The sequence below is a fragment of the Wolbachia endosymbiont of Brugia pahangi genome, assembly GCF_012030695.1.
Taxonomy (GTDB): Bacteria; Pseudomonadota; Alphaproteobacteria; order Rickettsiales; family Anaplasmataceae; genus Wolbachia.
Genome location: NZ_CP050521.1, coordinates 544,440 through 558,313, shown reverse-complemented (window position 1 = coordinate 558,313; position 13,874 = coordinate 544,440). Strand labels below are relative to the sequence as shown.

12 protein-coding genes are annotated in these 13,874 nt (G+C 32.8%); 8 read left to right on the top strand and 4 right to left on the bottom strand.

Annotated elements, in window-relative coordinates:
• Positions 1-572 precede the first annotated feature (572 nt).
• Both WBP_RS02665 and mgtE read right to left on the bottom strand, forming a co-directional pair.
• A complete protein-coding gene (locus WBP_RS02665; RefSeq protein ID WP_011256492.1) occupies positions 573-1,589 on the bottom strand; it encodes a substrate-binding domain-containing protein in 1,017 nt (338 codons plus the stop codon).
• Positions 1,590-1,763: 174 nt separating this feature from the next.
• Positions 1,764-3,134: a magnesium transporter gene (mgtE, locus tag WBP_RS02660; protein ID WP_011256493.1), complete on the bottom strand. Its 1,371-nt coding sequence runs from the start codon at positions 3,132-3,134 to the stop codon at positions 1,764-1,766.
• 154 nt (positions 3,135-3,288) lie between these two features.
• Between mgtE and prfB the strand changes: the two genes are divergently transcribed.
• The 3 genes from prfB (at position 3,289) to secF (ending at position 6,586) form a co-directional block, all read left to right on the top strand.
• A protein-coding gene (prfB, locus tag WBP_RS02655; protein ID WP_167895975.1) for a peptide chain release factor 2 occupies positions 3,289-4,393 on the top strand; the annotation gives its coding sequence in 2 pieces (ribosomal slippage) (positions 3,289-3,363 and positions 3,365-4,393; 1,104 coding nt in all).
• 923 nt (positions 4,394-5,316) lie between these two features.
• Complete coding sequence (locus WBP_RS02650) at positions 5,317-5,598, top strand: hypothetical protein (RefSeq protein WP_167895974.1); 282 nt, start codon at positions 5,317-5,319, stop codon at positions 5,596-5,598.
• A gap of 106 nt (positions 5,599-5,704) precedes the next feature.
• The gene (gene secF, locus WBP_RS02645; protein ID WP_167895973.1) at positions 5,705-6,586 is read left to right on the top strand and encodes a protein translocase subunit SecF; all 882 of its coding nucleotides are present in this window, start codon (positions 5,705-5,707) and stop codon (positions 6,584-6,586) included.
• Here the strand turns inward: secF and WBP_RS02640 are convergent.
• Positions 6,563-7,075 carry a TIGR02281 family clan AA aspartic protease gene (locus WBP_RS02640; RefSeq protein ID WP_041571541.1) on the bottom strand — a complete coding sequence of 171 codons (513 nt, stop codon included), beginning with the start codon at positions 7,073-7,075 and terminating at the stop codon, positions 6,563-6,565. The genes secF and WBP_RS02640 overlap by 24 nt on opposite strands.
• Positions 7,076-7,349: 274 nt before the next feature.
• Here WBP_RS02640 and yidC point away from each other — a divergent pair, with 274 nt between their 5' ends.
• The 5 genes from yidC (at position 7,350) to WBP_RS02615 (ending at position 10,926) form a co-directional block, all read left to right on the top strand.
• The gene (gene yidC, locus WBP_RS02635; protein ID WP_167895972.1) at positions 7,350-9,068 is read left to right on the top strand and encodes a membrane protein insertase YidC; all 1,719 of its coding nucleotides are present in this window, start codon (positions 7,350-7,352) and stop codon (positions 9,066-9,068) included.
• Positions 9,046-9,474, top strand: coding sequence for a 6,7-dimethyl-8-ribityllumazine synthase (locus tag WBP_RS02630; RefSeq protein WP_011256390.1), 429 nt, complete (start codon positions 9,046-9,048; stop codon positions 9,472-9,474). Before yidC ends, WBP_RS02630 begins: the two co-directional genes overlap by 23 nt.
• Positions 9,474-9,956 carry a transcription antitermination factor NusB gene (nusB, locus tag WBP_RS02625; RefSeq protein ID WP_011256391.1) on the top strand — a complete coding sequence of 161 codons (483 nt, stop codon included), beginning with the start codon at positions 9,474-9,476 and terminating at the stop codon, positions 9,954-9,956. The genes WBP_RS02630 and nusB overlap by 1 nt, the downstream gene beginning before the upstream one ends.
• 132 nt (positions 9,957-10,088) lie before the next feature.
• The gene (gene infA / locus WBP_RS02620; protein ID WP_011256392.1) at positions 10,089-10,352 is read left to right on the top strand and encodes a translation initiation factor IF-1; all 264 of its coding nucleotides are present in this window, start codon (positions 10,089-10,091) and stop codon (positions 10,350-10,352) included.
• Complete coding sequence (locus tag WBP_RS02615; RefSeq protein WP_011256393.1) at positions 10,330-10,926, top strand: Maf family nucleotide pyrophosphatase; 597 nt, start codon at positions 10,330-10,332, stop codon at positions 10,924-10,926. Before infA ends, WBP_RS02615 begins: the two co-directional genes overlap by 23 nt.
• Here the strand turns inward: WBP_RS02615 and WBP_RS02610 are convergent.
• Positions 10,918-13,653 (bottom strand): Trk family cation transporter, encoded by a 2,736-nt coding sequence (locus tag WBP_RS02610; protein WP_167895971.1) that lies wholly within the window; start codon positions 13,651-13,653, stop codon positions 10,918-10,920. The two genes, WBP_RS02615 and WBP_RS02610, sit on opposite strands and share 9 nt — an antisense overlap.
• Positions 13,654-13,874 lie beyond the last annotated feature (221 nt).

The following is a 13,874-nucleotide window of genomic DNA, read 5'->3' as shown; positions in this document are numbered from 1 at the left end:
ATAGCAGACATAGTAAAATTAAGCCAATAATATATTGCCGTATAGCATGAATCACTTACACTTTGCGTGTGTTCATAACCTTCTCTTTATAGCATTTTTAAGTATTCAGAATAGAGTAGATTGTTTAGGCTCAGAACTTTAAATATAGGAAAAAACGCAATTCCTATAGTAATTAGGACGAAATTGCCTATCAACATTATTAAATACAGTTGCTCCTGTAGTTGTAATACCAGATATCGTTTCAAACAATGAACCGGCATAGCTGCTCAGATTATCAAGATAAAATAGAGTAGCTCCAAACAGAGAGAAAGCAGTCTAGGTACAGTTGGTAATCGCAAAACTACCAGCATTTCATACAATCTACTTAAATCACCTAATAAAATAAAAATTTTGCGCCAGATGGCAAGTAGTTATAAACCTAGCCAGAAGTTTTTCCATTAGTAACCCAGATACTTATTAGTAATAGCAGGAATAACCATTGTTAAGCTAAGCAGTAATAGGAGTATCTTAACAATAAATGCAATTGAACACAAAGTTTACAGGTGCTGATTGATTTTCTAGAACAAAAGGTATTACACTATATCATGAACTTTTGCTAAAACTCTCTTTATATCTTCATTCGAAAGTGGAATCAGACCGAGCCTAGATAGGTACCCACCTTCAGTACTGATTGAATCTATAACTTCTCTAATGAATTCTCTTAGTCCATCAACTGTATTTAAGTGTTCTTTCTTTATGTAAAGATATAGAGGCCTTGCTAATATATATTTTCCTGATGATATATTTTCATAAGTTGGCTCAATTCCTGCAATCGTGCTCCCTTGTATCTTATCTTGGTTCCTCATTAAAAAGCTGAAACTAAATATTCCTAAGGCATTCTTGTTACTTTTCAATTTTTGTATTACTATGTTCTCATTGATTCCAACTTCTATATACCTTCCATCATCTCTTATATTACTGCATGCTTTCTTTCTTTCTTCTGGATCCTTATAACTTTCTTTAAAAATTCTTGAATTCATGCATGAGTATTGATCAGTCATAACAAAATTAACCAAAGTTTCGTATGTGCCTGTATTCTGATGTGGACCATAAATTTCAATTCCCGTTTTTGGTAAGGTTTGATTTACATCAGACCAAAACTTCTTGTTATTTTTTACTAGCTTACCATTATCTTGAGAATATGCAGATAAAGTTTCAAATAAATCCTTTTTTGTAAAATCAAATTTATGGCTTTGATTCGAATTTGCAACGACAATTCCATCATAGCCAATAATGACCTCTACCACTTCATTAACTTTGTTCCTTTTACATAGCTCTATTTCTGCCTCTTTTACAGGACGAGATGAAGTGGCAATATCTGGTGTATTTTCTCCTATTCCTGAACAAAACATTTTAAATCCCGGCCCGCTTCCTATTGATTCTACAACCGGAGTCTTAAAGGAGAATATACGATTAAAGTCCTCAGCTATAAATGAGATAAAAGGAAAAACGGTTGAAGACCCAACAATTCTAACATATTTCCTCGCATCAGCATTTGACAGAGGGATAAGTACTGTAAATACAAAAATTAAGAGAAAGCTTCTAAACATCATTTTTAATCAAGAACATAAACCTATAGTTATTATAATAAAAAGATCAAACTGAAAAGCCTTAATTTTCTCTTAACGGTTGATAATTCATTGGAAAAAATACTGTAATCCTTTAAAGGGCTAGGTGTGAAAGAAACACGAAAGTTGAAGCAGGATTTTTATAGCGCAATCTTTTTAGCTATTTAATAAAAAGAGTGTAGCTAAACCGAGAAATATAAAAGCTGAAAGAATATCAGTTGTTGCTGATGTTAGAATTGAAGAAGAAACTGCAGGATCAGATTTTAAACGGTGAAGCATTATAGGAATGAAAGTTCCGATAAACGTTGCAATGATTGACATCATAACCATGGAAGCCACAAAAATTATCTCCACTTTGAAACTATGAAATCTTATTGCCAATACCATTAATGAAATAGTAGATAAAATTATCCCATTTATAAGACCTATGAAAAATTCTTTTATCAGTATTCTGTTTGCATTTTGTTCAGTCAAATATTTTGTTGCAATTGCCCTAATGGTTAGCGTTACTGTTTGGGATCCAGCGTTTCCACTCATTGATGTAATTATTGGCATAACTATTGGTAGCACTACAAAACTTTTTATTATATCATCGAAGAAGCCAACTACTACAGAACATATTGTTGCAGCTAAGAGATTAAATAATAACCAAGGTAGCCTTTGAATTATAGTTTTATGTATAGGAGCATTTATATCGGCTTTAGACGACACACCACTTATTTTGAGTACATCTTCTTCTGTTTCTTGTTGAACAACTTTTATTACATCTTCAATCAAGATCACACCAATGATTTTACCACGCTTATTTACTACTGGAGCTGACAATAGAGAATAATCTTTAAATACCCTTGCTACTTCCTCTTGATCTACTCCGGTTTTAATAATCTTTATGTCTTGACTCATTATCTCTTTTATTATTGTTTCTCCTGAGTGAGATATTACCTTGTTCAAATTAACACTACCTATAGGCTCTAATTTTGAGTCAATAATAAAGATCTGATGAAATTTTTCTGGTATTTTTTTATAACTGCGCAAAAATTCTGTTAATTGGTTTATCGTCCAATAATATGGAGCTATAACCATGTCTTTATGTATCAATCTTCCTGCACTTTCTTCTGGGTACGATAATAATTCCTCTACTGATTTTTGAGTTTCGTTGGGCAGGTATTTAAGTATATTTTCTATGGATTTTCTGTCCAAATCTTTCACTATGGCTACTATATCTTCCACATCGAGGAGTGTCAGTAACTTTGCCGCATTTTCTATTCCCAATGTTTCTATGATCTCCACTTGTAAGTCTGGTACTACATGCACTAGAGCATTACTTAATGAATATTGATCGAGGACACTAACTAACTGCTCTCTGTGATCACTGATTGAGGTGGATAAAAAATAGGCTAGCTGAACGCTATCTATTGTTTTTATAATATTATGAATGTTTTCTAATTTCTGATTATTGAGTGACTCTACCAAGCTATCAATAGCCTTTTTATCTAAATCATAGTGGAATTTTGTCTCAACACTCATTATTTTACCTTATTTTCTAACAAACGTATATGCTTGATTCCTTTAAACATTAGAGTATAATAAGATTGTTTTAAATTAACTATTATATGGTTAAATTTCTATTTTGTGTACTGTTATTGCTGTTAATAATAAATATATTAAAATCTAAAGCATAATGAAAACCTATCTAGAGATCCTTGAGTATTTTCAGAACTTAGATAAAAGTATTTCTGTTATCAGGAGGTGTCTTTGACGTAGAAAAACTAAAATTGCGCCTCGAAAAGTTGGAGTCTCAGACTGCGGATGGTAACCTATGGCAAGACAACCAAAAGGCACAAGAAGTTTTAAAAGAATATTCTAAAATTAAGAATGATGTAGAGTCGTTTTCAAAGCTAGAAAGTGATTATAATGATGCTATCAGTTTAATGAAATCCGCTATTGATGAAAACGATGAAGAGTTTTTCTCTGAAGTTGAAAATGAATTAGTAAAACTGGAGAAATTAATCAAGCGTAAAGAAACAGATTTCTTATTTACTGATGAAGCGGATAATAATGATTGCTTCTTAGAAATACACTCAGGAGCTGGTGGAACAGAGAGCAATGATTGGGCTGAAATGTTGATGCGCATGTATATAAGGTGGGCAGAGATTTATCACAATTTTAAAGTTGAAGTTGTAGAAAAGTTAGAAGGAGACTCAATTGGTATAAAATCTGCAATAATAAAAATCATTGGAGAGAAGGCATATGGATGGGCAAAAAGCGAAAGTGGCATTCACAGACTTGTTAGAATATCACCATTTGACGCAAACAGTAAACGTCATACCAGTTTTGTAAGCATAGGAGTGACTCCAGTGATAGAGGATTCAATTGATATTGCTGTGGATGAGGGAACTCTAAAGATTGACACTTACCGCGCTTCAGGGGCAGGCGGCCAGCACGTGAACAAAACTGAAAGTGCGGTGCGTGTTACACACATTCCAACAGGTGTTATAGTTCAGTGCCAAAATAACCGTTCCCAGCATCAGAATAAAAATGAGGCATTGAAATTACTTAAAGGGCGTTTATACCAAATTGAACTGGAAAAAAAAGAGCAGAAAATGGCTGAAGAGTATGGCAAAAAATGCGGCATAGGTTGGGGCAATCAAATCAGGTCATACGTTATGCATCCGTATCAAATGGTAAAGGATTTAAGGACCGGATATGAAGTGGGTAACATAAATTCCATCTTCGATGGCAATATAGACTGTTTCATAGTTAATGTGCTCACTAATAAAAATTAGGAATTTCACCTAGATAATGACAAAGTATTATATAGTTAGCATCTTATGTTTAATTTTTTGCACTATATGTACCTTATGTCTTCACAATATTTCTAATTTTTTACCTATATAAGTTGAAACTCGCTTATAAAGCGTTTAGGACAGTATAATATGCTAACTTGCAGGATTAGAGAGTAAATACTATCTACCACAATATATCTTTTGCCTTTTTTTTGCCTAGTAAATTTCTAAAACATTTATGACTAAAGGTTAGTTGCAATAAAAAACAACTAAGTCGCGATTATTAAGTATTTAAAACATAAAAAAACGCTAGTGTTTTTAAATAGATATTAACTAGGGCTTCTTTTGTCTTTTTCTTACTTGGTGGATTTCTTAAATATTTGTAGCTGAAGCAATTCAAGAGCACGCAACGTAATGTCAAGCCTTTAGTTCAAATTATGCAAGAGACCTATTTATAATGGAGATTAAATTATGGAAGTACAGAGTTACAAACGACATAAATCCATAACAGGAGCAGAAGTTGCTGTAGGTATTAGCTCTTGGTTATATTAAATTTCATTGAGAAAGATAGGCATCTTATAAAAGCTTACAACAAAAATTTCATATAGTTATTACTATAGATAGCTATCTTATAAATAAGTAAAAAAAGGTTATGAAAAATAATAGACTATTATAAAATCTTATGGTAAGGTATATATTTATTTATATAAGAGAGCAATATGAGCAACTCTAATGATAGCGATGATAAGAAGCATTCTGATTCTTTAGGCTACAAAGTAGGACAAAGAGTGAAATATTGGAGCGAGGATATACTCAGAAGGATTTAGCAAAAAAGATCGTGGTAAAATACTGGAATAATAATTCAACATGAGAAAGGAAAGCGCAGAATACCAATTGAAAGGTTATATGACATAGCAGAGATATTGTCAGTAAGTATTATGGATCTAATCCCTATACAAAGAGTGCCAAAAGATTGGCTTAAAGACAAAGGAGAAGAAATATTAAATCTAGTAAGAAATTATAAAAAGATTAGTGATCAAAAATTACGTAAGATATTTTATTTGTTAATTAAATCTGCCCAGCTTAGTAAAAAAAGTAGTAGAAAAGTAGAGATAATAGAAATAGCCAAGAATCTGTTTAAAGCAGGAATTTCTGTTAACATTATCTCCCAAATAACTGGCTTATCAACTGATAGAATTGCATGACTTGAAGTGTTTAACTGTAAAGAAACAAAATTGAGTATGATCCAACCACGGAATAAACTAGTGAATCTTTTGAAAAGTATATAAAATTCAAGTTTGAGTAAAGAATATGGCAGTTAGGCTCATTCCAGACAATCTCAATATTAAATTTAGTAAATATAGAAAATTGACTGCATTAATTAGCATTATTCTTGTCATTTTTTCGCTTTTTATTGTCGTGTTACGTGGAGTGAATTTAGGCATAGACTTCACAGGTGGAATTTTGATGGAAATAAAATCTTCAAGCGAAGACCATGCTGTCCTTAATATATTGAAAGAAAATGGTTTTACGATACAGAGTTCAAAGGCTGGTAATAATTTAGTCATGTATTTTAGAGAGGAAGGAAATGAAGGTAAAATTAAGAAGATCAAAAGTGTACTGGAAGAAAAGCTGGGTAGCTCAATAAACTACCGTAAAATAGACTATATTGGCCCACGAATAAGTTCAACACAGATACTTGAAGGAATCTTGTCCATGTTTATTGCAATTGTTGGAATATTTTTTTATGTTTGGTTTAGATTTAATTGGCAATGTGGATTTGGTGGAACAATAGCACTAATTCATGACGTAATTTTAACTGTTGGTTTTGTCAGCCTGACTGGTATTAAATTTAATATTTCATCGGTTGCAGCTCTCCTTACTGTGATTGGTTATTCAATCAATAATTCAGTAGTTATATACGATCGGATTCGAGAATATCAAAAGAGTGGTAAAAATAGGCAGATGAGTGATATAGTAGATGCAAGTATTAATGTTACATTGTTTCGCACTGTCTTAACCTCAGGTACAACCCTTCTTGCTACTATTCCTTTGACATTAATTTGTACAGATACAGTCAGGGACTTTAGCTTGATCATCTTTTTTGGTATTTTAATTGGCACTTGTTCTGCAATATTTATCTCTGCTCCTATATTAACCTGTAAAGTCTTAATAAGTAGAATTGCAGTATAATATCAGCTTATTACCTCTTATAGTAAAATGAAAATATTTTAAAAAACTCATTCCAAGCAGTGAATGAGGCATAGAATGGGTGTTAACGCTGGCTTGTACATCATTAATCAAAAAATTTCCTATTTTAATTTGAGGTATCTGAACCACTCCAGCTCTTATTTGACCTTTTGCAGTTTCATATATTTTAAAATCCTGAATATCTTGCAACTTAATACCAGCATATAATGCATCTTTTTGCGATAGAACAATATCGGTTGCACCGGTATCTAGCAAAAACGTTATGTTATGACCATTAACTTGAGCTTGAATATAAAAGTGTCCATCATATGATTTTGTAAATTCAACACTTCTGCTATCTTGAATTCTTCCTCTATATGGTAGAAAAGTGCTGAGAAATCTGTTTCTTAGTCTGTCCTTTTGTGAATCAATAAACATTGCAGTAATGACTATTATTAGTAGCCAAATAACTAGATTTTTCACCGCGTTCATATCAGACCTTAAATAACCACTATTTGAACAAAAAGTTAATAATACATTTCCTGAAGTCATTTCAACTCATGACGTTGGAATTTAAAAAAAAAGAACATATATCCTAATATCAAGCTAACTGGATGACAGAGAGCAGCCTACTGTTAAAATTTGAAACCATTAAAATAAATTTTAAAGATTAGCGTTAAAAGTTATTATTAAAAATAAGTAAATTTTATTGTTTTGGTACAATATTTAGTATACACTTTAAGGAGATACATTCAGCTTAAGTTTTATGTCAGAAGCAAGAAATCTAATTTTGGCAGCTATTCTTTCTATATTAATTATAGTATCTTGGCGCATTATTTACGATAACTTTCTCAATGCAGAACAAGATCACCCATCAATTGAAAATATTGAACACATAGAATCTTTTAACGATCTTGCTCCTGTAATACACCAAAGCCGTTCCGAAATTATTAATTCTACTCGAGAACAAAGGATTAATTTGACCAATAATATGGTTAAAGGGTCGATTTCTTTAAAAGGTGCGAGGTTTGATGACTTAATTTTAACTAATTACTGCTTAGAACCAGATCCTTCTTCCCCACAAGTAGTGTTGCTGTCACCTGCAGAATCAAAAGATGTATATTTTGCAGAATTTGGGTGGCTCGATCCAAGTGGTAAAACCAAAGTTCCAGATTCCAAGACATTCTGGCAAGCAGAAAAAACTGAACTAACTAACCAAAAGGCAGTCAATTTATTTTGGAACAATGAAAATGGTATTGTATTTAGGATGAAAGTTAGCCTTGATGATAGCTACATGTTTAAAGTTGAGCAAATTGTTGAAAATAACACAAAGGATAATGTAGTTTTGGTTCCTTATGGTAAAATTAACCGTAAGCGTGATAATATTAACGAGTCTTATTGGATATCACATGAGGGGATACTAGGTGCATTTGATAACAAACTAGAGGAGTGGACATATAAAAATGTTGCCAAGAAACATTTAATAAAAGCAAGTACAAGTAAAAAAAACTGGTTTGGTTTTGCCGATAAATACTGGCTTACAGCTATCATACCTGAAAAATTTGATAAAACAAATGTAAGTATTAAGCATACGAATGCTAACAATGTTGATAAATTTCAAGTAGATTTTGTCAAACCTTACAAGAATATACTTCCTGGTACTAGTGCTTCTAATGTAAATTACTTTTTTGCTGGAGCAAAAAAGTTGAATTTACTAGATTACTATAAAAGCACCCTCAACATACCTTTATTTGATAAAGCTGTAGATTTTGGTGTTCTTTATTTTATAACCAAGCCAGTGTTTTTACTGCTTGAATATTTTAACTTCGTTTTAAAGAATTTTGGCTTAGCAATATTGTTGCTAACTTTAGTAATTAAACTTTTGATGCTTCCTTTATCCAATAGATCATATGTTTCAATGTTCAAAATGAAAAGCTTGCAGCCTGAGGTAGCTCGTATAAAAGAGTTATATAAAAATGATAGCTTAAAGCAACATAAGGAAACAATTGCATTGTTTAAAAAAAACAATGTGAACCCAATGTCAAGCATTCTTCCTATACTAGTACAAATACCGGTATTTTTTGCTTTATACAAAGTATTATTTGTTACCATAGAAATGAGACATGCTCCTTTTTGTTTATGGATTAAGGATCTTTCAACCTCTGATCCAACGAATATTTTTACATTATTTGGGTTATTTAATTACAATTTCCCTATTTCTATAGGTATCTTGCCTATAATTTTAGGTATTACCATGATAATTCAGCAGAGGATCGGTGAAAAAGGTCAGACTAACAAGGATGATATTCAAGCAAATGTTATGAAGTTTTTTCCTTACATTTCCATCTTCATTTTCTCTTCTTTTCCTGCAGGTTTGGTAATATATTGGATATTTAGTAATGTCATAACTTTAATTCAGCAATCATTAATAAAGTTGTTTTTAACAAGAAAGTTAGGAATAAATGTCGAAAATACTAATAGTTAATTCAATTTATTATACCGAAATAGCAAATCTCTTGCTTGAAGGTGCAACCGATAAATTAAAAGGCAGCAATGCTAGTTACAATGTAATTGAGGTTCCTGGTGCATTTGAAATACCAGCAGCAATTCTTTTTGCAGTCAAAAGCAAGCACTTTAATTACGATGGTTATTTGGCTCTTGGGTGTGTAATTCGTGGTGAGACGGATCATTATCAATACATTTGTAAAGGAGTAATCAAGGGCTTAAACGAAGTTGTTATGCATAACACAGTACCTCTTGGTATGGGTGTAATCACTGCTGATAGCAAAGACAAAGCTCTAGTAAGGGCTGATAAAGATAAAAAGAACATCGGCGGCCGTACAGCCTCAGCTGTTTTGCATATGATAGATTTATATAATAAATTAAGATAATGGAGGAGGAACCTGTAGAGAAAAAGTGGCGTATAAAAAGAAGTGCAGCAAGATTTCTTGCTGTGCAAGTTGCTTACTCAAATATTTTTATGGGTTACGACAAAAGCACTTTTGAGTTGGAAAACTGTGGGCTTAGGAACTATGTAGGTAAGTTAGCAGATATTTTTGAATGCGAAGAATTTGATTATCAATTCTTAGAAAAACTGTTATATAAAGTTATAAGGAGCGGTGGAGAATATGATAAAATAATAGAGTATTATTTACATCCAAGCTGGTCTCTTTTGCGGTTAAACCTTGTAAGCTTATCTATTTTACGTGTTGCAGTATGTGAGTTAGCTAATTGTGATACACCAGCTCCAGTTGTTATTAATGAATATACTAACATTGCATCTGATTTACTTGATAAACCAAGCGAAATTGGTTTCATCAATGGATTATTGGATAAAGCAAAAAGTGCAGTTAAGCTAAATAAAAATTCTTGACAACGTGCCGATGCCTGGGTCACTAGTAACCAAAAGAGAAAAACTTGAGTGATAAAGAATAGTACAAAAGGTCTTCTATATTCTTTAAGATCTATATAGACTGACGCAGATTATTGAATTTTTATTTAATAAATGGTAAAAGACGAAAAATCGAAAACACTTTTTGAAGTGGAAGGAGCGGTAACTGCTTTATTACCCGCAGCAGAATTTAGAGTGAAGTTGGATAACGAGCATGAGATCATTTGTCATGTATCAGGGAAAGTAAGAAGAAGTAAAATACGCATCATTATTGGAGATAGAGTGTTGGTAGAGATGAGCATTTATGATAGAAATGCAAAAAAGGGTAGGATAATCAGAAGGCTTAAAGGTACAAGTGATAGAACAATTTCTAAATAACCTTATTCTTGCTTCATCGTCAGAAAGGCGTATAGCTTTACTAAAACAAATAAATATTGAGCCAGGTTTAATTTTACCAGCGGATATAGATGAAATTCCTTTAAGAAAGGAACTTCCAAAAGATTACTCAATCCGCATGGCAAAAAGCAAAGCTGAGAAAATACAAAGTTCAAATCCAGATTATTTTGTGCTCGGTATTGATACAGTCGTTGCTTGTGGCAGAAGGATCTTGCTCAAAGCTAAAAACATCGAGCAAGCAGAAAAATATATTCGTTTATTATCGGGACGAAGGCATAGAGTATACACCAGTGTGTGTTTATTAACTCCCGATCGGTCCAAACAACATATTAGAACTGTGGTTACAATAGTGAAATTTAAACGCCTAAGTGAACGAGAAATTAAGTACTATTTAGCATCAGAGGAGTGGAAAAATAGGGCAGGGGGGTGTAATATGCAAGGCTTGGCTGGAATGTTCGTATTATTTCTACGTGGCTCCTATTCTTCTATTATAGGTTTACCACTACATGAAACCTATTGTTTGCTAAGTAATTACTTTAACCTCAATTTATATTGATATACCTTTACCTTTTTCTTGTTGTTGCTTAACATGTTTAGTCCAAAGTAATTTTCTGTTTTTGTTGCCTATTTTGTTGCCTAATGTGATTCTATTTCGATCATAATTATCAGTGTGTTTTGCTGAAGCACCTTCTACTACTTTTTCTATTACCCTAACTTTCAGTTGTGTCTTATCTTTTTCTAGCAATTTATATAGCTCGCTATTTTTATCTATAGTCGGACTAGTGTTAGCATTTTCTCGTTCTATCGCTTTTCTTATATCTGTTGAACTGTCTTTCAGCAGTTCAGCTTCCATTAGGTATTCTTTAGTTTGTGGGCTAATGTAGCGTACTTTAGAGCTGATTTTTTTTAACTCATAGTTCTTTTGACTTAATCTTTGCTCAAGCTCCTTAAACGAGGTTGAGCTGTTTACATTAGTTTTTTCTGGTGTACTAAGATTAGTCTCTTCTGATTGAGTGTGACTATTTTGTTCAGCATCCATATTTCCATCAGTACTAACTGAAGATAGAGGCTTGTTAATAGAGACACTTCCTTCAGCAACTTGTTGCACTGTTTTTTCTGATTCCCTGTCTAGTTTTTTCAACACTTTTTCTAGCTTGCCTACCATTTGGTTGGGTGGATTAGTAAATTGAATACTTTTCGACTCTTTACCAGCTGGTTTACTTGGCACCATACAAGTTTCACTATTATGATCCTTACTATTTTTTCCGTACTCCAGCTGTTTTGTATTCCTCTTATCAGTGCTGGTTGATATAGGTCTGTCACCATCTTCAGAAAGTGCACTAGGTTGTATACCTTTTACGTCTAAATTACCTTTGCTATCGGATTGTGATCTAGAATGTGACTGATCTTGTTGCTGGATTTCAGGTCGTTGTTGATTATCAAGTTTTTGCTCATTTCTATGCAAGTCATCTGGTCTTTTACTTCCAGGTAAAGTGTATACAAACATAGCAAATGTATGGTTGTCATATCGTTTATCTCTTTGCCTGTTGTCTTGTTTATCATCACATAACCAATCTGTATTTTCGTAAATATGCTCTAGGTTGTCATTACAATCACAATTTTCATACTTCTCTCCTCGTTTTGCATTTTCATCATCTGATTGAGGGTTTAAAAGCGTTAGATACCCATCTTTGTTATCGCTCCTATCATCTTCAGGATCAGAAAGCCCATCACCACGCTCACTTTCACTATATAAGAATTCAATTTCTGCTCTTCTCGCAAGAATTGAAGCTACACCATCTTGCGATGTTTGCTTATCTCTCATATTGTCTGACTTCTTAGCATCTTCAGACTTAAATGTACCTTCAACTTTTTTTAATGTTACATCTTGTGTTGGTAGTGCAAGCACAGCGCTTTTTACTTGCAGATCCTCCTCAGTAACTGTTTTTTTTCTTCCAGATGTAGTGTATCTAAACATAACGAACGTAAGATTGTCGTATCGTTCATCCTTTTGCCTATTATCTTGGCTCATAGGCTTGAAAGAAATATTCTCGCCTTGTTCATCGGAAACATTTTTTTTGAGTGAGCTAGTTCTAAGTGGTGAAGGTATAGGAACTTCAAAAAGCGATTGAAGGTTATAAACCTGATCCCCCGGATTTTCTTCTTCACGGCAATTTGCCATTATTACAAGACCTCTTTGCCTGAATAATTTTTCTGCATTTTTGTTATCAATACTATTCCAGCCTAAATTAATCTGTGTAGTATTTTGTTCTTTTTTTAAAAGTTCTAATAGCTTGGGTACGTTCATGCTATTTAACTCATGTAAATCTAAAGTGTTACTTTGTATGTATTTGTTAAATTCCACTTTTTGCCCATTACTTTGATGGTCTAAAGATTTGGTCTTCCCCTGTTCAACGCCTTTTTTAAGTGAACTGACTCTATGTGGTGGCAGTGGAGGATTTTCTTTAGTAGGTGCATGAGAATTTGTAGTACTAGTCATTGCATTCTGAGATCCAATCTCTCGATTCATATCAGTAGTTTGAATGCTTCTACCAAAAATTTTTATTGCGGTTTCAAATGACATATTAATTTCATTCTCTCTTGTTTTCCTGAATTCTATCTCATGTAAGAATAGACCACCTATTTTTACATCCCAATTCGCTTTTGACAGATCTTTTAACTGCTCTTCAGTAATATTACCTCCAATAAGTTTTATGCTATTGGCATTAATATTAATCCTGATAGTACACTTTTTTCCTTCCTTATCATACCAATTCAAAGTCATTTCATATGAACCATCGGTTACTACATAATGCCTTACTTTTCTCTTGTCTTTCCCTTCTCCTTCCTCAGCAACAAAACCGTGCATTCCGCTCTTCTCATCTCTGTGCAACGTTGAAAACCCAGAGATTCCATTCTTCTGACAAAAATCACTGTTTAAAAATTCGCTAATTTTAAACTCTTTCTTATTGTCCTCCAGCTTAATACTTGCGTGGTTACCGTATATTGAAACTCCTTTAACAGCACCCTTAACATCATCATCAATAATATATCTACTTAACACTCTTTCTGCTTCTTTTTCAAGTTCCTGCTGGGCTCTTTCCATCTTGTTGAGCTCTTTTTGCAGAACTTCATATATTTCATCTTTGTTCCAACCAGTACCACGTTCTATTAAAGACTTTACTATATTAAAACCAACCCTAGCATTATAAATAGGATCACCTTCCTTTTTTATTTTATCAAATAAAGGAAAAAATTCTTGTTGTATATTTTCAATGTTCATATTCTTCCTCACTAATAACCCTCTGCCTTTTAGTTTTAGCTAGTATAATTATTATGGAAATTAGTTTAATTTTTATTAAAAGAGGCTGTATTGCCGATGTGATGACATGAACTATCTTAGAACCTGTACATGATCTCATAAATCCCACTAACAAGTAGCAGAATAACGGTTGTCGTTTAGCTATAAGTATTTAAGAAATTTAATAAATAAAAAAAGGCAAA

Excerpts from the sequence above, each read along its gene's own strand:
- secF (WP_167895973.1), top strand. The coding sequence starts at position 5,705 with ATGGCAGTTAGGCTCATTCCAGACAATCTCAATATTAAATTTAGTAAA.
- WBP_RS02630 (WP_011256390.1), top strand. The coding sequence starts at position 9,046 with ATGTCGAAAATACTAATAGTTAATTCAATTTATTATACCGAAATAGCA.
- nusB (WP_011256391.1), top strand. The coding sequence starts at position 9,474 with ATGGAGGAGGAACCTGTAGAGAAAAAGTGGCGTATAAAAAGAAGTGCA.
- WBP_RS02610 (WP_167895971.1), bottom strand. The coding sequence starts at position 13,653 with ATGAACATTGAAAATATACAACAAGAATTTTTTCCTTTATTTGATAAA.
- mgtE (WP_011256493.1), bottom strand. The coding sequence starts at position 3,134 with ATGAGTGTTGAGACAAAATTCCACTATGATTTAGATAAAAAGGCTATT.
- yidC (WP_167895972.1), top strand. The coding sequence starts at position 7,350 with ATGTCAGAAGCAAGAAATCTAATTTTGGCAGCTATTCTTTCTATATTA.
- infA (WP_011256392.1), top strand. The coding sequence starts at position 10,089 with ATGGTAAAAGACGAAAAATCGAAAACACTTTTTGAAGTGGAAGGAGCG.
- WBP_RS02665 (WP_011256492.1), bottom strand. The coding sequence starts at position 1,589 with ATGTTTAGAAGCTTTCTCTTAATTTTTGTATTTACAGTACTTATCCCT.
- WBP_RS02640 (WP_041571541.1), bottom strand. The coding sequence starts at position 7,075 with ATGAACGCGGTGAAAAATCTAGTTATTTGGCTACTAATAATAGTCATT.